General features: G+C 57.1%; 18 protein-coding genes. 7 read left to right on the top strand and 11 right to left on the bottom strand.

The annotated features are described in order from the left end of the window. The first annotated feature begins 1 nt into the window (after window position 1). The 5 genes from KJB29_RS03770 to KJB29_RS03750 all read left to right on the top strand — a co-directional run bounded on the left by KJB29_RS03770 (window position 2) and on the right by KJB29_RS03750 (window position 4520). Window positions 2-451: a 4Fe-4S dicluster domain-containing protein gene (locus KJB29_RS03770; protein WP_215733457.1), complete on the top strand. Its 450-nt coding sequence runs from the start codon at window positions 2-4 to the stop codon at window positions 449-451. Continuing rightward, window positions 448-1758 (top strand): NAD(P)/FAD-dependent oxidoreductase, encoded by a 1311-nt coding sequence (locus KJB29_RS03765; protein ID WP_215733456.1) that lies wholly within the window; start codon window positions 448-450, stop codon window positions 1756-1758. The genes KJB29_RS03770 and KJB29_RS03765 overlap by 4 nt, the downstream gene beginning before the upstream one ends. Window positions 1759-1797: 39 nt before the next feature. After that, window positions 1798-2919: a class II glutamine amidotransferase gene (locus KJB29_RS03760; protein ID WP_215733455.1), complete on the top strand. Its 1122-nt coding sequence runs from the start codon at window positions 1798-1800 to the stop codon at window positions 2917-2919. 77 nt (window positions 2920-2996) lie between these two features. Further along, window positions 2997-3746 (top strand): GltB/FmdC/FwdC-like GXGXG domain-containing protein, encoded by a 750-nt coding sequence (locus tag KJB29_RS03755; RefSeq protein ID WP_215733454.1) that lies wholly within the window; start codon window positions 2997-2999, stop codon window positions 3744-3746. 276 nt (window positions 3747-4022) lie between these two features. Continuing rightward, on the top strand, window positions 4023-4520 hold the full coding sequence (locus tag KJB29_RS03750; RefSeq protein WP_309298925.1) for a YcbK family protein: 498 nt from the start codon (window positions 4023-4025) through the stop codon (window positions 4518-4520). Between the two features lie 24 nt (window positions 4521-4544). Here KJB29_RS03750 and sppA read toward each other — a convergent pair whose 3' ends face one another. Beyond that, window positions 4545-5450: a signal peptide peptidase SppA gene (gene sppA / locus KJB29_RS03745; RefSeq protein ID WP_215733452.1), complete on the bottom strand. Its 906-nt coding sequence runs from the start codon at window positions 5448-5450 to the stop codon at window positions 4545-4547. Between the two features lie 131 nt (window positions 5451-5581). Here sppA and KJB29_RS03740 point away from each other — a divergent pair, with 131 nt between their 5' ends. Further along, entirely contained in the window at window positions 5582-6064 is a 483-nt protein-coding gene (locus KJB29_RS03740; RefSeq protein WP_215733451.1) for a metallophosphoesterase family protein, read from the top strand. A 13-nt stretch (window positions 6065-6077) separates the two neighbouring features. Here the strand turns inward: KJB29_RS03740 and KJB29_RS03735 are convergent, their stop codons facing one another. The 10 genes from KJB29_RS03735 to KJB29_RS03690 form a co-directional block, all read right to left on the bottom strand. Further along, entirely contained in the window at window positions 6078-6470 is a 393-nt protein-coding gene (locus tag KJB29_RS03735; RefSeq protein WP_215733450.1) for a hypothetical protein, read from the bottom strand. Between the two features lie 28 nt (window positions 6471-6498). Next, the gene (locus KJB29_RS03730) at window positions 6499-6885 is read right to left on the bottom strand and encodes a response regulator transcription factor (protein ID WP_215733449.1); all 387 of its coding nucleotides are present in this window, start codon (window positions 6883-6885) and stop codon (window positions 6499-6501) included. Between the two features lie 40 nt (window positions 6886-6925). After that, complete coding sequence (locus tag KJB29_RS03725; protein WP_215733448.1) at window positions 6926-7801, bottom strand: ABC transporter substrate-binding protein; 876 nt, start codon at window positions 7799-7801, stop codon at window positions 6926-6928. A gap of 106 nt (window positions 7802-7907) precedes the next feature. Further along, entirely contained in the window at window positions 7908-9989 is a 2082-nt protein-coding gene (locus KJB29_RS03720; protein WP_343213533.1) for an MtrB/PioB family outer membrane beta-barrel protein, read from the bottom strand. 33 nt (window positions 9990-10022) lie between these two features. Then, complete coding sequence (locus KJB29_RS03715; protein ID WP_004513360.1) at window positions 10023-11030, bottom strand: DmsE family decaheme c-type cytochrome; 1008 nt, start codon at window positions 11028-11030, stop codon at window positions 10023-10025. 52 nt (window positions 11031-11082) lie between these two features. Continuing rightward, entirely contained in the window at window positions 11083-11937 is an 855-nt protein-coding gene (locus KJB29_RS03710) for an ABC transporter ATP-binding protein (protein WP_215733709.1), read from the bottom strand. Between the two features lie 106 nt (window positions 11938-12043). Beyond that, on the bottom strand, window positions 12044-12496 hold the full coding sequence (locus KJB29_RS03705) for a hypothetical protein (protein ID WP_238379005.1): 453 nt from the start codon (window positions 12494-12496) through the stop codon (window positions 12044-12046). A gap of 132 nt (window positions 12497-12628) precedes the next feature. Further along, complete coding sequence (locus tag KJB29_RS03700; protein ID WP_215733447.1) at window positions 12629-13582, bottom strand: tetratricopeptide repeat protein; 954 nt, start codon at window positions 13580-13582, stop codon at window positions 12629-12631. 1 nt (window position 13583) lies between these two features. After that, window positions 13584-14432, bottom strand: a complete 849-nt coding sequence (locus KJB29_RS03695; protein ID WP_215733446.1) for a hypothetical protein — start codon at window positions 14430-14432, stop codon at window positions 13584-13586. Beyond that, window positions 14410-15567, bottom strand: coding sequence for an acetoin utilization protein AcuC (locus KJB29_RS03690; protein WP_215733445.1), 1158 nt, complete (start codon window positions 15565-15567; stop codon window positions 14410-14412). Before KJB29_RS03690 ends, KJB29_RS03695 begins: the two co-directional genes overlap by 23 nt. Before the next feature lie 287 nt (window positions 15568-15854). On the opposite strand from KJB29_RS03690, the gene KJB29_RS03685 reads away from it, so the two are divergent. Further along, the gene (locus KJB29_RS03685) at window positions 15855-17075 is read left to right on the top strand and encodes an ammonium transporter (RefSeq protein WP_215733444.1); all 1221 of its coding nucleotides are present in this window, start codon (window positions 15855-15857) and stop codon (window positions 17073-17075) included. The last annotated feature ends 25 nt before the right edge of the window (window positions 17076-17100 follow it).

Raw genomic sequence — 17100 nt, 5'->3', positions numbered from 1 at the left:
TATGAAGCGCATCTATATGATCGAAGACGTCTGCATCGGCTGCCACCTCTGTGAGGTGGCGTGCATCACCGAGCACTCCCAGTCCAAAAACCCGGTCAAGGCATTTCTCCACGAGGAGAATCGTCCCATTTCCCGCTGCACCGTCGAGGAGTGGGACGGAGGAGTCGTCTCCTTCTCCACCACCTGCCGCCACTGCGACGAGCCCGACTGCCTGCGGGCCTGCATCTCCGGCGCCATCCAGAAGAACGACAAGGGCGTGGTCCGGATCGACACCGAGCAGTGCGTCGGTTGCTGGTCCTGCGTCATGGCCTGCCCCTACGGCGCCGTGCAGCGCAACCTCACGAAGAAGAAGGCCAACAAGTGCGACCTCTGCCCGGACCGCACCAGCCCGGCCTGCGTCGATGCCTGCCCCAACCGGGCACTCGTCTACAAGGAGGGGAGCCAGAAATGAACTATGTGATCATTGGAAACTCCGTGGCTGCCGTGGGCGCCATCCGGGGTATCAGAAGCATCGACCAGCAGGGGAACATCACCGTCATCTCGCGGGAGCGCCACGTGGCCTACGGCCGCCCCCTCATCTCCTACCTCCTCGGCGGCCTCATCACGGAAAAGCGGATGGCCTACCTGCCGGAGGACTTCTACGAGAAGAACCGGGTCAACCTCCTCCTCAATGCGGAAGTGGTGGGCGTCGACACGGCAAACAACAAGGTGACCATCGCCGGAGGTGACGTGATCGCCTACGACAGGCTTCTCGTTGCGACCGGCGGTGACCCCTTCGTTCCTCCCATCGAGGGAATGGCCGGCAAGGACCGGATCTTCACCTTCACCACCTGGGACGACGCGGCGAAACTCAAGGGGATTGCCGACGATATCGAGAAGGTAGTGGTCATTGGCGGTGGCCTCATCGGCCTCAAGGCCGCAGAAGGACTCCATCTTCTCGATAAAAAAATCACCATCGTGGAACTGGCCGACCGGATCCTCTCCGCTGCCTTTGACCGCCCCGCCGGGCGGGTAGTGGCCAAGAAGATGAAGGCCAACGGCATCGACGTCATCACCGAAGACACGGTGGTGCGGATCGAGGGTGACGGTGCCGCCATCACCGGCGTAACCCTGAAGTCGGGCGACTTCATCCCCTGCGACACGGTTGTCGTCGCCATCGGGGTGCGCCCCGCAGCCGGATTCCTCAAGGGAAGCGGCGTGGAGGTGAACCGGGGCATCGTGGTCGACGACCTGATGGAGACCAACGTGAAGGGGGTCTTCGCCGCCGGCGACGTGGCCGAGGCAAAGGACTTCTTCTCCGGCGTCAAGAACCCGATGCCCATCTGGCCCGACGCCTACATCCAGGGGGACATCGCCGGGGTAACCATGGCGGGCGGTTCAAAGGGGTACCAAGGCGGCATTGCCATGAACACCATCGAACTCTTCAAGGTATCCACCATCTCCATGGGGATCACGAACCCGGTGGAGCCCAAGGAATACGAGATCCTCACCTATCAGGATCTGGAGAACTACCAGTACAGAAAGATCGTCCTCAAGGACGGTATCCTGGCCGGCGCCGTCCTCGTGGGGGCCGTGGACCGGGCCGGCATCTTTGCCGGTCTTATCCGCGACCGGATCGAGGTAAGCCCTTTCAAGGACCAGCTCCTCACCCCCGACTTCGGCTTTGTCAATCTCCCCCGGGAGATTCGCTCCACCCTCTTCGCCCCCGTCGGCAAAGTGACGGGAGCTGACGAACAGGCCAGGGCCGTCGGGCATTGACCCGGCACCGTTTCGCGACGACCAGATCGAGGTTTTGACATGACCAGAGAATTGAAACCGACCCACTACTTCCAGAAAGACATCTCCAACTGCGGCCTGACCGGCTTCATCTCCACCGCCGGCAACCTGGTCGAGGGGAGTGTCATCATCAAGTCCATCGCCCTCATGCACGACCGGGGAAACGGCCTCGGCGGCGGCTTCGCAGCCTACGGCATCTATCCTGAGTTCAAGGATTTCTACGCCTTCCACCTCATGTACGAGAGTGGAATGGCGCAACAGCTCACCGAGGAATATCTGGAGCAGCACTTCTACATCGAACATCACGAAGAGATCCCAACCCGTCGTACCCCGGCCATCGCCAATCCGCCGGCCTTCAAACGTTACTTCGTGAAGCCCCTCCAGACAACCGAGTACAACGAGGCTATCGAGTTTCAGAACATGACCGACGAGGACGTCATCGTCCGACACGTCATGGGGATCAATAACGGTATCGAAGGAGCCTTCGTTGTCTCCTCCGGCAAAAACATGGGGGCCTTCAAGGGGGTCGGCTATCCCGAGGAGATCGCCGACTTCTTCCGGCTCGAAGAATACAAGGGATACATCTGGACCGCCCACAACCGCTTTCCGACCAATACCCCGGGCTGGTGGGGCGGCGCTCACCCCTTTACGCTGCTGGACTGGTCCATTGTCCATAACGGCGAGATCTCGTCCTACGGCATCAACAAGCGGTACCTGGAGATGTACGGCTACCTCTGCACCATGCTGACCGACACCGAGGTCGTGGCCTACACCCTCGACCTCCTGATCCGCAAGCACGGTCTCACCCCGGAGTTGGCGAGCCTGGCCATGGCCTCCCCTTTCTGGGACATCATCGACGCCCTTCCCGAAGACGAGCGACAGCTTCTTACCGCCATCCGCCAGTGTTACGGCAGCGCCTTGCTCAACGGCCCCTTCGCCATCCTCTTTGCCAGCAATGAAGGGCTTATCGGCCTCAATGACCGGGTGAAGCTCCGTCCCCTGGTCTGTGCCACCAAGGACGACTTCGTCTACATGGCCTCCGAGGAGGCGGCAATCCGCGAGATATGTCCCAAACCCGATAAGGTCTGGGCGCCCCGCGGCGGAGAGCCGGTCATCGCCAAGATGCAGCCGGGAGTAATTTAACATCCGGGACCAGGAACCGGGGACCGGGAACCAGAGAACTCCTTTTCCCTTGCCTGGCCTCTTCAGGAGAGGTTTCTATGACAAAAATTGACGCTCAAGGTCTCTACTACCGGGACCTGAACCAGAAAATCCGTAAGGCAGTGGCCGCAGGGGCCACGGAGATTGTCCTCGACAACGTGAACGGCCAGTACTTCATCGGCGACGGCATCAACAGGCCGGTCACCATTACCATCAACGGCGTTCCCGGCAACGACCTGGCTGCGTTCATGAACGGCGCCACTATCGTCGTGAACGACAACGCTCAGGACAACATCGGCAACACCATGAATGCGGGCAAGGTCATCGTCCACGGCCACGCCGGTGACGTGCTCGGGTACGGCATGCGCGGTGGGCGGGTCCACATTCGCAAGGACGTGGGATACCGGGTCGGCATCCACATGAAGTCCTACGAGTCCAACAAGCCGGTTCTGATCGCCGGCGGCAAGGCTGGTGACTTCTTTGGCGAGTACATGGCTGGAGGGGTACTCATCCTTCTCGACCTGTTCAGCGACGAGCCGGAGAAACCGAAGCACGGCTTTCGCTTCGGCACCGGCATGCACGGCGGCACCATCTTTGTGCGGGGGGGCGTGGACGAAACGAAACTCTCACGAGAGGTCGGTGTGTTCGAGCTTACCGATGAGGATCGGCTTGAGCTGGAAGGGTATTTGAAGGAATACTGCAACGATTTCAGCATCGACTACGCAGACGTGGCCAAGGAAGAGTTCGTGAAGGTTCTTCCCCTAAGCCGCCGCCCCTACGGCAACCTTTACTGCCCCATGCCCCGCTGAGGCACGGAGTGTAAATTTCCTGTAAAATTCACAAAAGGAAGGCGATTGGCCTTCCTTTTGCTTTATCAATGGCATACGTTCCGGTAATTGACCCATTCGGCGGCCACTGCAGGCCGCAAGGGACCGAAACGGTTGACACACAAGACCCGTTTTTGGTACGAATAGGACTTCGTTTTCCCGCAGCACTCGAATAAAGGCAGGTAAAAGCCAATGGATTTCAAGATGTTGAACAGAAGAAACTTTCTAAAGGCCACCCTTACAGGAGCACTTACGCTCATGGGGGTGGGATCGGCATTCGGACGTTTCGTGTCAACACCGGAACTCCTACCCCCTGGACAGCTTTCCCTCTTCAACACTCATACCCGTGAACGAATTGCCCTGGCCTTCCGGGATGCAGCCGGAAATTACGATCTCGACTCCCTCAACACCCTCAACTGGATTCTCCGGTGCCACTACACCAATGAAGTGACCGAGATGGACGTCAACACCCTTGAGTTCCTCAATCTCGTCGACAAGAAGTTCGGCGGCAACAACGAGATACACATCATCTCGGCCTACCGTTCGCCCCTCTACAATAACCTGCTGCGGGAGAACGGCCACGGAGTCGCCCAGCATAGCCTCCATCTTGCCGGCAGGGCCATCGACATCTCCATTCCCGGCAAGAGCATTGCCAGCATTCGGGAGGCTGCCGTCGACCTCCACATGGGCGGTGTCGGTTTCTACCCCAGCTCGGGATTTGTTCACATCGACTCAGGCGCTTTCAGAACCTGGTGAGTGGTATGGCGCCCCGCCATACCGTCAATGACCTCCATTGCCCACGGCCGGATCAAGCTCGTAGTTGACGCTGAATCCCCCCTCGCGCCGCACTGTCTCCCGAAAGAAGCCCGATGCTTCTTCCAGCAGATAATCCCTGAGATGCTTCCGTTTTTTCGGTGGCATCAGCAATGTCGGCTCACCCTTGATTCCTGCCAGGCGACCCGCCTCCTCAACGGCATCCTCAAGGGTCCCGAGCCGGTCAACGAGTTTGAGCGACACAGCCTGCTCGCCGGTATACACCCGCCCGTCCGCGAGACGCCTGACCTCCTCGACCGGAAGTTTCCGCGCCTCGGCGACGGCCTTCACAAACTGGGCGTGAAGATTGTCGATTACTCCCTGAAGCAGCGCCCTGTCCTCATCGGTTAAGGCACGTACCGGTGAGCCTGCGTCCTTGAACTTACCGCTCTTGAGGGTAAAAGCCTTCATCCCCACCTTGTCCATCAGGCCCTCGACATTGGCAAGTTTCATCAATACGCCGATACTCCCGGTTATGGTGCCGGGATTGGCATAGATGACCGCGGCGGGGATGGCAATATGGTACCCTCCAGATGCGGCCACGCTCCCCATGGAAACCACGACCTTCTTGGTCTTAGCGAGCTTTTTCACCGCTTCGTAAATCTCCTGGGACGGACCGATGACCCCGCCGGGGGACTCAATCCGCAGGACGACCGCTTTCACATTGGTCTTTTTCCGCATTTCGCTGAGTTGTTTGACGATTTCCTCGGATTCCAGGATGGGTCCCTTGACCTCCACATACCCGACCCCCTCGCCGGAACTCACCATGGGTCCATCTCCCAAAATCAGCCGCGCAATCTGGATCGAAAGGGTGAAAAGAAGGGCAAGGGCAGCCACGATCATCACGCCGATCACTATATGGTTTTTCTTCATGGGATTCTCCAGAGGGACTGAGCGTCAGGATCGTCCTCCTCATACGGCTGCGGAAACTTCAACCGATTACGGACATGGATTGAGGGCAATATTCTTTTTGACTGTGAGGGGGTGTTTGTTACAATAAAAAAATGAAAATAGCTATTTTTTCAGATAGCCACGGCAACCATGCCCTTCTCGCCCGCGCCTTCGACCTGGCTGGCGACGTGGACCACATCTTTCACCTGGGCGACGAGACCGATGATGCCATTTTTCTGGAGTTGTTGTGCGGTAAAACCGTCATCAAGGTTCTCGGTAACTGCGACTTCTCGACAGACTCCCCCCGGGAATCCTTGTTGTCGCTTGCAGGAATGAAGTTTCTCCTCACCCACGGCGACCGTTACGGCGTGAAGGGAGGTTTGGACAAGCTTACCACGAGGGCTGCCGAAGAGAAGGCCGATGTGGTACTCTATGGCCATACGCACATCCCCACCGTCACCACGATCGATGGAATACTCTACGTTAACCCCGGTTGCCTCAAAAAGGGATTCAGCAAACCGAGCTTTGCTCTTCTTTCATTTGAAGACGGCACCCTCTCCGCAAGCATTGTGCCTGTGACACCGCTCCAGGACTGACTCAGCATAGTGCTCAACAGCCACAACCGCAGTTGTGGCATACCTTCCGGTTATGGTCCTCTGGAGGAACAGTCTCCGGCGCAAAGGCGATTCTCATCACGGCACGTCGGATGTCGTCCATAAGGTCGAGGTTCTGGCTTTGCCCGATTATGTGCCCGATGCAGACGCTACCGAAGCCATCAGTGGGTGAGGAAATTCTTACCGCATTCAACAGGTCGGCATAGCTGTTGATGTCTATGGTAAAGGCTTCGTTGCGGGATCTCTTCAGTACGACCCCGGCACGTGAGAGGTCTCCCTCCAGCTTACCGAAGAAACGTTCCGCCTCAACACCGTCGAGATCCACTTTCCAGTTGTCTCTCAGGTGATTCTGACGGTAAAAAACAACCGTAATCTCTTTTGCTCCCATCGGCAGATCCTCCTGCACGGAATTGACCTTATCTCCCCGCCGCCTTGCGCTGGAGTGAACTGAATACCATGTCGAGCACGGCCTTCTGCCGTGTTTCGTACTTGTTCATCACTGCGAGACAGGTTCCCAGGGGGAAATGCTCATGGAGAAAATCCGCGTCACGGCTGGAAAGTACAATTATCCTGCTCTTGTCCATCCCTACTTCACATGCGTACTTGACGACCTTATCCCCGTCGAGTACCGGCATTTCATAGTCAACCAGAAGCAGATCAACATCACCCTTGCTAATTATCGGAAGGGCTCGGACCGGACTCGTGCAGATCTGTACCTTGAGTACTGGATAATGCTGATTAATATATCGTTTGAGAAATTGCGTAAACGCCTTATCGTCATCAACGATCAGAATCTTTCCCATCAATACCTCTATCGGCACACCAACCCATTATCACGCAGAATCACTTGATCACCTTCGTGGCAAGACTCAATACACGGAACGGAACCTGAAGGTCAAGGGATTTCGCGCTTCCCAGATTGATTACAAGATCGACTTTGCGGGGCGTAAGAATCGGAAGATCTCCCGGTTTCATTCCCGAAAGAATCTTGGCCACGTGGTTGGCAGCCAGTTGTCCCTGTTCCGTGGGGCTCACCTCCAGGGATACCAGAGCCCCCTTCCCAGCCGCTTCAGGTGCGAGAGAAATGACCGGAACCTTGGCACTCATGGCCTTGCGCATTACTTTATCCATCCCCCGGTTCACAACGGAACTCTCGGAGACAAAGAGACAATCGGATTTTGACAGCACATGGGTTAATGCCGCGTCGAGACCGGAAGCAACCGGCACGTTCGCCTCTAACACCGCAAATCCTTGTTGAGCGGCCAGACGTTTGATCTCCTGCATCTGGACATAGGAACCGCGCTCCCTGCTGTTATAAAGAATACCAAGGGTCTTGACGGGACGTATGGCCATCATAGCCTTGATGAGTGTGGTCATGGGCACCTTGGAGCTGACGCCGCACAGATTTCCTCCTGCTTTCGTCATGCTTCGCGAAATGCCCGTTTCCACCGGGCCGTACACGTCCACGAACACGATCGGCATCCTGAGGACTTCCTGTGTGGCCGAAATTGTGGCAGGCGCACCGAAAGTGACAAGGATATCAGGGGCAAGGGCGCTGAATTTTCTGACGCTGTTGGCCCAGGAGATGGGGTCCGGGTTCGGAGTCTGGGTCACAAATTCCACCTCACCTTCTCCGTATCCCTTGGCGGCAAGTCCCTTGACGAAGGCACGGTAGGCCTCCTTGTACCGCGGCATGTCGCTGGTAAGGACAGCCGCCACGAACTTTCTCGCCGCGGACGCAGGTGTAGCGCAGACTGCAAAAATCAACACCGGCAGAATATATATGAGTCGTTTCAGTATCAGGGTGCGTTGCCACATAAAAATATTACCACGAAGTCTTTAGTAGGGCGGTAACCTCATGAACCGCTCCGTCACCTTCGGAAGACAACCGATTGTCGTATGCACGGTAAGTATAATCCAACGAACAGCCAAAATGCTTCATTAGCCGGTAGTCAGCGCGGGCCGACAGGGAATGTTCCACGGTCTTTATCCGCGAAAGCTCACTGATTCCGTCGGTAGGAGTACCGTCCGAGGTAGTGCTGCCAGGCTTGAACGTCGAGCGGGAATGGACCAGCTGATACGCAAGGGAGAGATCGAGTTTCTCGGAGGCATGGTATGCGGCGTTGACGGAATAGATTTCGCCCTGGGAGACATATTCGGTTGCGGCATTCATACCATTGAAAACGGTGGCAAAGAGGATTGCCTGTTCAGCCCTGGTCCGCAAGTAGCCGAAATTGCCGCTTACCGTGAACCGGTCGATGGGGCTTACCCAGAAGCCGACGGACGCATGCACGAAATTCCGGTCGCGAGGAAGAACGTAGGTCTCGGGGCTATCGGGGAGTTCAGGGTGAGTGGTCCGGGAGATGCGATCGTTCCATTCCCGGGCAATTCGATAGTTTGCCGACGCGCCCCATCGGCTGGAATTCGTGTAGGTGGCGAGAAGTCTCCCCTCATGTTTCTGTTCGGGGTCGGAATCGTAGAGGGGATGGCTGGTGGTGGTGTACTCGTAAAGTCCCCTGAGTCGAAACCCCTTGATGGGGCGGAACAGTACCGTCAGGATTCCCTTATGGGTATCGGAATCCTCGGGAAGATTCCACATCGTATTGGGATCTGTCGTTCCGGTGTTGCTGCGGTGCTGAAAGACACCCTGATATTCGCCGTTGACGCTCATGAGCATATTGGGCCGGATGGTCAGGTTTGCCGAAATGGTGTCCTTTCGCGTATCAATACCCTGGCGGAGTGTTACCGTCTGGGTCGACAGAGAGGGAATAAACAGTGTTGACGGTGTATCGCGATCGATAGTGAGATGTCGGTATTTGATGGCTGTCGTGAACCACGCGCAGGGAGAGTAAGTGAAATCGCCCGCTGCATTCTGGATTGTGTCCTTGACATTAGCAGCTCCGACAACCGACGTCAGCGAAGAAAGATTTTCCCTCCTGCCATACGTATAGGAGGCTGCACCGGTAATCCCCCCTGCCGGAGACGTGTAAAGCTTGACGGTGTGGGAATGGTAGCGACTTTCCGGATCCTCGTTGTGCTCCGTAGGGCCTGTCAACGCTTTGTAGTCTTGAATAGGCGTTGACTCCCCGTTGTCAAACTCTCTGAAGAGGAAGGAATAGACGACGTTGACCGGCCCCAGATGGGCGTCGAAGCCAGCCGTCCCTTCGGAGGATACCTGCTTAACACTGCGTGACCTGAAATAGAGTTTTGACCCGGGAACAATAGGAGGCTCAGTCAGGATAAGGATATTGTGATAGTAATCTTCAAATGAAAAATCAGCATAGCGGCGCTGCTGCGTACCTTCCCGGTCAATGAGCCAGTGGCTCAGATTCAAATGGATAGGGTAATCGTGGAGTTTGTAGCGAAACTGGATCGTGTCTTGTCTTGTGTTGACGCCGTAACGGGCTTCACGATCAGGATCATCGAAAATGTTCAAATCTCTCGGCACATGATCCAGGTTGTGGAAGAGCGATTCGGTCCGCGCGGTCAGCCGGTAGTACCCGCCGTAATCGGCCATGAGGTTGGCGAAGTAGTCCTCGGTATTGAGAAAGGCGCCGTCCACATCGAGCTTCAGATCCTTGCCAAGATGCGAAAAGCGCGCTCCACCCGCAAGGCTCGAATGAAGATAGTCGTACTCAGCAGCCCTGACGCCGTTGTCGCTGGTGCCGACAAAGCGGTAGCCGACTGAAGCCTCCGCAATGCGATGGGTCTCGATCTCCATGCCCTGGAGGGGTTGCTCGTGGGGTTCCTCGAAGGTCTGCTCTTCGGCCACATCCTCGACGGCGGGTGGCTGACCAGTAGTTCCGCTGTCTGAAACGGCCTCGTCGTTTCCCGCCGCAACGGCCGTCGCAGTCCAAAGACACACCACCATCATCACGAATCTTGCAATGTATCCCCGCCTTATCACAATACAAACTCCTTACGGTTGCCTTGATTCCGCCTACCGGAGGAAGTTGCCCCTATTATTATTGGCCCCCGCCGGTATGTCGGTACCATGGATCTGTGAGTGACAGTCGGTACAGCGGTTGTTGAACAGACGCTTGTCTACAGGATCATTCGGCATCAACGTAACCACATGCCCCCCGTGGCACTGGAGGCAGAGAAACGGCATGGCGGCATTGAGGAGATGGTTGTTGACCGAACCGTGTGGTGAGTGGCAGGTGGCGCAATTCTCGGTCACATCGCCGTGCTCGAAGGCGAAGGGCCCCTGCTTCTCCATGTGGCAACGGGTACAGAGCTCCTTGGGGGTGCTTCCCTTGAGGAGATGGGGTTGCACGGAGCCATGGGGATCATGGCAGTCAGTGCAGGCAATCTTCTTCTCCCTGATCGGATGGTGGGAAAAGAGGCTGTTCTCGGCTTTGATCTCCGTATGGCAGCCATAACAGAGCTCTGCGGTCTCCTCCCTGGTCACCTTCTGGCGGGGGCTTCGGTGGAGTTTGTGGCAGTCAAAGCAGCCAACGTCGTTCAGGGCATGAACGCTTCCGGTCCAGTGGGCCAGGGTCGGCGACGAGGCGGCCGCGTGGCATTTGAGGCAGATGAGTGACTGGGCTGGTGTCGGGAGATTGTGGATGTCAAGGAACGTGCTTGTGTCGCACTTCACCTTTTTTTCGTCATTTTCTTCCACGTTATCGCCGAGTTTCTCTATGGCAAGACTTCCCGGGCCATGACACGACTCGCAGTTGACGAGCGGAAGGCCGGTCTCCGGTTTTATCTGCTCGCCGTGCAGACTGTGCCTGAAATCATCGGCAATCTTCTCGTGCTTGTGGCATTTGGAGACGCAGTTGTCGGTTCCCACATACTCGGCGTCGAGGCGCCCCACGATCATCCGCTCGTATTCGCGGACCGGCAGCAGGGGACGGTCCTGCTTGAGCTCAGCGCAGGATGAGAGCAGAAGGGCACCCGTCGTCACGACGGCAGCAGTGAAAATACCACTAATTGTGTTGAGCATATTCATGGATTCCTGCCCTGACCGGGTACGCCGGAAACCAGCAAAGTGGCGCTCACCCCTTGATCCCTTTGGTAGTCGTATAGACGAATCCCTTGATTATAGGGTTTTCGCTCGCCTTTATCTCGGCAGGAGTCCCGGCTCCAACGATGGTTCCCCCGTGCATCATGGCGATCCGGTCGGCAACATAGAGGGCGAAATTGAGATCGTGAGTCACGATGACGGTGGTGTTTTTCGTCGTTTCCTTGAGTCTGATAATCGTATTTGCCAACTCGTCGGTGGTAACCGGATCCAACTCTGCCGTGGGCTCGTCATAGAGAATCAGGTCTGGATTCATGGCCAGGGACCGCGCAATGGCGACACGCTTTTTCATACCACCCGAAAGTTCTGAGGTTTTGAGCCCTTCAGTCCCTTCAAGCCCCACCATGGCCAGTTTCTCGCGGATCATCTCCCCGATCCGCTGTTCCTTGCAAACGCGCTTCTCCCGCAGCCACAGTCCCACGTTCTCTCCCACGGTAAGGGAGTTGAACAGGGCCGATGACTGAAAGACCATGCTGTAACGGTAATTGGCGGTCGTTTCCTCGCCATTGGCGGCAAAGATGGGGTGCCCGTCGATATAAATCTCGCCGCTGTCAGGGCGCACAAGTTTGACGATATGCCGGAGCAGAACGCTCTTGCCGGTTCCCGATGGACCGATGATGGCGAATGTTTCGCCGGAGCGAATCTCCAGGTTCACATCCCTGAGCACGTGTTTGTCGCCAAAATGTTTATTGAGGTTCTCGACCCTGATCGATACTCCGCGGGTATCGCTCAGGTCAATCCGGGAATTCGCCTGTTCGCCATGGAAGATGGAACCGGCAAGGCCGTGCATGAGCTTCTGGAAAAGCCCACCTTCCTCCTTTGGCTCCATCAATGACTTCAAAAACACGTCTATCCTCCCGTAAAACGTTTAGCCGCCCACATCTGACCGGCAGATACCGGGGTACCCACCTCGGCATGCGCCGGTCAAATCCCTGTCAGAAGAGATACTTCCGAGAGTTCGTGAAGTAATGCTTGTGCCGGTAGATATACTGGGTCAGGAGCAGAATCGCCAGGGCGCTCGCGATGTTGTTGACCATGAGCGCCTCCTGGTCGATCCGTTCTCCGATGACCCGCTCCAATTCTGCCGGCGTGATAAAGGTCAGGTTAACGATTGTGTTGATTACCTCGAACAGGTTGTAGCAGATAAGCAGGTACCAGGTCATGTTTTGCCGTTTCATGAGCCCGAGAAAGAGATAGAGGCAGACAAGGCTGTCGACAAAGATAAGTGCCTTGGCAACCGTCCCGAGGTAAATCCTGCCGAGAAACGGAAACGGACTGCCATACGTGGACACTGTCACGACAAAAAAGAAGAGATAGAGCCCGGTAAGGAGCACCAGCCCCAATGGTCGTCGCTCGTCATGCTCATCCGTCATTTCGCTACCTTCCATACCGAATATCCGCACGCATCAGTGTTATTTCCTCCGCATGTCGCTGATGGCAACACAGGCAAAGATCGTTGCCATCACCAGGCCAATGAAAATCCAGTCTGCAATGCTGAAGCCGAACATGGGCACCCCTAACTACGCAGCAGCGATCGTGGCAAGGAGAGCTCGGGCCTCCTCGTGAGCCGGATCAATCACAAGGGCCTGGCGAAATTCCGCCTCGGCGTACTTCGGCATGTCGAGGGCCGTGAATCCCTTACCGATGACGCAGTGAATCTCAGGAATGGGAAACTCCTCGCTAAATACCGGATCCATCAGGATATCCTGAAGAATGGCAATAGACTCTTCGTACTCTCCGGTCTGGTTACATGCAAAGGCCGCTCCGATTGCTTCCAGATAATCAACAGGGGGAATCAGGGGAACTTTCCCGGCGCTAATCCGTTCAACGCGCTCCCGCAGCCGCTCCGCTTCCGGCTCGTCAGTTGTCGCGGCCTTTCGCCAGAAACCGACCGCCTCGTCGTACTTGCCGAGAAGGTAGTACGCCTCTCCCAGGTAACGATTGATGTTGCGGTCGTCCGGTGCGAGGGTATGGGCCCGGTTGAGGAAGTGCTCGGCCCGATAGATGCTGACGGTGGAAAGATGGAGGGCCGAAAGCCGCATCCCCCGATCAAGAAAGACCCTGCCGATCTCAAGGGGGAGAGCCGGATTTTGCGGCTCCAGAAGGGCAAGAACCTTCAGGCAGGCGATCTTGCGGTCGAGATAAGGAACTTCCACGTCCTTGCTGTCGATCATGATGGCATTGCTGGCCAACTCGGCCAGGTAGTGGGGATAGGCGTCCCTGAGGAGTGCCGCATATTTGTCGCAGAGGATGCAGTCGGGATTGCTCCGAAGGGCCTGGTAAACCCCACGGCCAACCTCATCGTAGGATGGCTCTCCGTCCAGCCTGGCGAAGTCCTCCTCCAGCAGCGGCACCGGCATGCCGCCGTAAGGTATCCGCTCCTTCTCGTCCTTGAAAACCAGAACGGCATCATCGTGGGGGTAATAGTAGCGAATTCCCTTGATGGGGGTGAGGTCTTTCGTTTGCGCGTGCATGTCAGGGGTGTCCTCCTTCATTGTTTCTGTCGGGAAAGGTGTCGATTCCAGCATGTTCTCCAACCGTCTTGTAGATCCGCACCTCGTCCCAGGGTTCGTCCATGATCCCGTCGTGGATGGCCCAACTCCTCCCCCGCACCGTACGCTCAGCACCTGGCATCCGAAACGGGTTAGAACCGTCGAGCCGCCCGAAAAGGATTCCGCCCCGGCGGAACTCCTGGTCTATTTCCAGCATGAGCCGCTTTCCGGTTATGTAGTCGAAACCGTACTTTTCATAGCGGATGGCATTGTCGTAGGTCAGGGGCTCCGCCACTATCATCTCCATACCGAGGGAATCCACGAACCGCTCGAAGATGGGGAAGAACTCCCCGAAAAGGTGGAGTCCCCGTCTCGTCTGGTTCGGGAAGAGACCCGCCTCCATGGCCCTGAGTTCCTCGGGGATATTGCGGCCCAGGGTCGTAAAGCAGTTGTCTCGCCCCGCTGCGTCCTTGTCCACGTAATAGCGGGGCGCTTCAGGATCGGCGATGATGCAGAATGAAAGCTCCATCTGGCCGTAGTGGGTGTCTGCCAGTTCCAGAAAAAAGGCTGTGTCTGTGTCTGCCGGGTGCGCCTTGACCTCGATCCGCGCAATCCCTATCCCCTCCGGGGCGATGACCTTGATGCGCCTCAGGCCGTCGGCGCCGCAGAGGTTTTGCGGCGAGATGCCAAGGTACGCAAAGAGCCGCGGAGGAAGTATGTCGACGTAGAATCGCTCACGCTCCACCGGAGATAGGAAATTGATCTCCCGAAGGGAGTGGAGCACCCGTCCGGCAGCGTCAACGAGTGCACTATTCCCCGGCAGCCGCGGCATAATTTCCGATAATCACGGGAAAGACCGTTTCCCGAATGGCAGCGATACTCCTCTCCACCGCGTCAAGGGCCCGGTTCCGGTCATCCTCCTCTGCCCAGTGCATGGCGTCAAGAAGCATCCGGTTCGGATGTCCCATGGGCGCGATCATATCCACGAATTGGGCCGGCAGCTTCGGCGGCAGTTCCACGCCGTTCATGATCCCCCAGGCAAGGGTCCATCCCCGGGCAACGTTGATCATGTTATATCCGCCGCCGCCAACTGCCACCCACGGAATTTTCAGCGCCTTCAGCTTGCGCAGGATATAGGTGTAGCTGTGGGTGGTTATTTCGAGGCGCGTGAGGGGGTCGGTACGAAAGGTGTCGACGCCGAGCTGGGTTACCAGAACATCGGGGTTGTAGGCGGCGATCAGGGGATAGGCCACTTCGTCAAAGGCCTTCATGAACAGAGCGTCGTCGGTGTGGGCCACGAGGGGAACATTCACCGAGTATCCCCTCCCCTGCCCCCTACCGATCTCGTCCTCGAAGCCGGTGCCGGGGAAAAAATAGATGCCGCTCTCGTGGATAGAGACGGTCAGGACCTGGTCGGTATCGTAAAAGGCCTCCTGAACCCCGTCGCCGTGGTGGGCGTCGATGTCCAGGTACGCAACCCGCAATCCCTTCGCAACAAGCGTGTTGATGGCGACAACCGCGTCGTTCAGGTAGGAGAAACCCGATGCTTTGCTCCGGTGGGCGTGGTGCCACCCCCCTGCCATGGTAAAGGCGATGTCGTACCCCTCCTCGGTCACGAGTCGGGCGGCCTCCATGGTCCCTCCGACGCCGAGTACTGCCCAGTCATAGAATCCCTTGAAGACCGGGTTGTCCAGATCTCCCAGGCCATACCGGAAGTCAGCGCGGGGTTCGTCGGAATCGCTGAATTCCCGGAGCCGTTGCAGATAGTCCGGGGAATGAAACGTGAGAAGGGATGCCTCGTCCGCACGCGGGCAGTCATGGATACAAGCGCCGGGCAACTCCGTGAGTCCCAGCATGCCCATGAGCTCGCGGGCAAGAATGAAGCGCTGGATCTTGAACGGATGGTCGTCACCGTAACTGAACCGGCTGAAGTCGTTCGAGTATATGAGGGCGGTCTTGGCAGGCAATCGGCATCCCGGTCACAACGGTGTTATGCATGATTTTCTTTTAATGCCGCGACTTTACAACGTAGACACACGAGCGTCAACTCCAAATTTGCCCAAAGACAGCCCATTCCCCGGGCATGGGTGATGAATAAACAGACAGCACCATTGCTTTCGAAACGCTCAGTGCACCTTCTTGTGCGCAATTTCAACGGGTTAGACTATTGGCAAAGAGGTTGCTAAAGGGAAAACGGCCCTTCCCGACGACGGGAGAATGGGGGGCCGAACCACATGCCAACGGAGGTATGCCCATGGATCAGCTGTCGATGGCGACAGGTCTCAAGAACAGCACCGATGTCCTCTTCCTCATGCTCGGCGCCGTCATGGTGTTTGCAATGCACGCCGGTTTCGCCTTCCTCGAAGTGGGAACAGTCCGCAAGAAGAATCAGGTCAACGCGTTTGTAAAAATCCTGACCGACTGGTCAGTCTCCACCATCGCGTATTTCATGGTCGGCTTCCCCATCGCCTACGGAATATCCTTCCTCGTACCGGCCGGCGACCTCATGGGAGCCACCCAGGGGTACGACCTCGTTCACTACTTTTTCCTCCTCTGCTTTTCCGCCTGCATCCCGGCCATAATCTCGGGAGGAATTGCCGAACGGGCCAAGTTCTGGCCCCAGGTCTTCGCTGGCGCCCTTTTCGCTGCACTGACCTATCCCATCTTCGAATCTCTCATCTGGGGAAAGAACGCTTCAATTCTTCAGGGGTTCTTCAAGAGTATCGGCGGCGCTGAATTCCATGACTACGCCGGTTCGGTGGTGGTCCATTCCATGGGTGGCTGGCTTGCCCTCCCCGCAGTCCTTACCCTCGGCCCCCGCATGGGAAGGTACATCAGGGGTAAATCCCACCCTATCCCCATCAGCAACATCCCCTTCCTGGCCCTCGGTTCCTGGATCCTGGCGGTGGGATGGTTCGGTTTCAACGTCATGAGCGCCGGCCACCTGGACAAGATATCGGGCCTCGTTGCGGTGAACTCCCTTCTGGCCATGGTTGGTGGCGTGCTGGCGGCCCTCCTTGCAGGGAAAAACGACCCGGGTTTCATTCATAACGGCGCCCTGGCAGGACTCATCGCCGTCTGCGCGGGAAGCGACATCATGCACCCTCTGGGGGCCTTCGCTACCGGCGCTATCGCCTCCGTTATCTTCGTCTACGGTTTCCAGATCGAGCAGGAGCGACTCAAGATCGACGACGTTCTCGGCGTCTGGCCCCTTCACGGCATCATCGGCTCCTGGGGAGGCATTGCCGCCGGGATCTTCGGCCAGCCTCTTCTCGGCGGCATTGGTGGCATATCATTCATTTCCCAATTGCTTGGCACGGTCGCCGCCATCCTCTTCGCCCTTGCGAACGGGTTCCTCGTCTACACCGTTCTTTCCAAGACCGTTGGCATCAGACTCTCGGACGAGGAGGAGTTTGCCGGTGCCGACCTCTCCATTCACAAAATCGGTGCCTATCCAGAGGATCATGTGCGCTGATCTTCTCCCCCCGTCACCTTATCAA

It is taken from the genome of Geobacter grbiciae, from assembly GCF_018531165.1.
GTDB lineage: Bacteria > Desulfobacterota > Desulfuromonadia > Geobacterales > Geobacteraceae > Geobacter > Geobacter metallireducens.
This window is presented reverse-complemented; position numbering and strand designations above follow the sequence as displayed.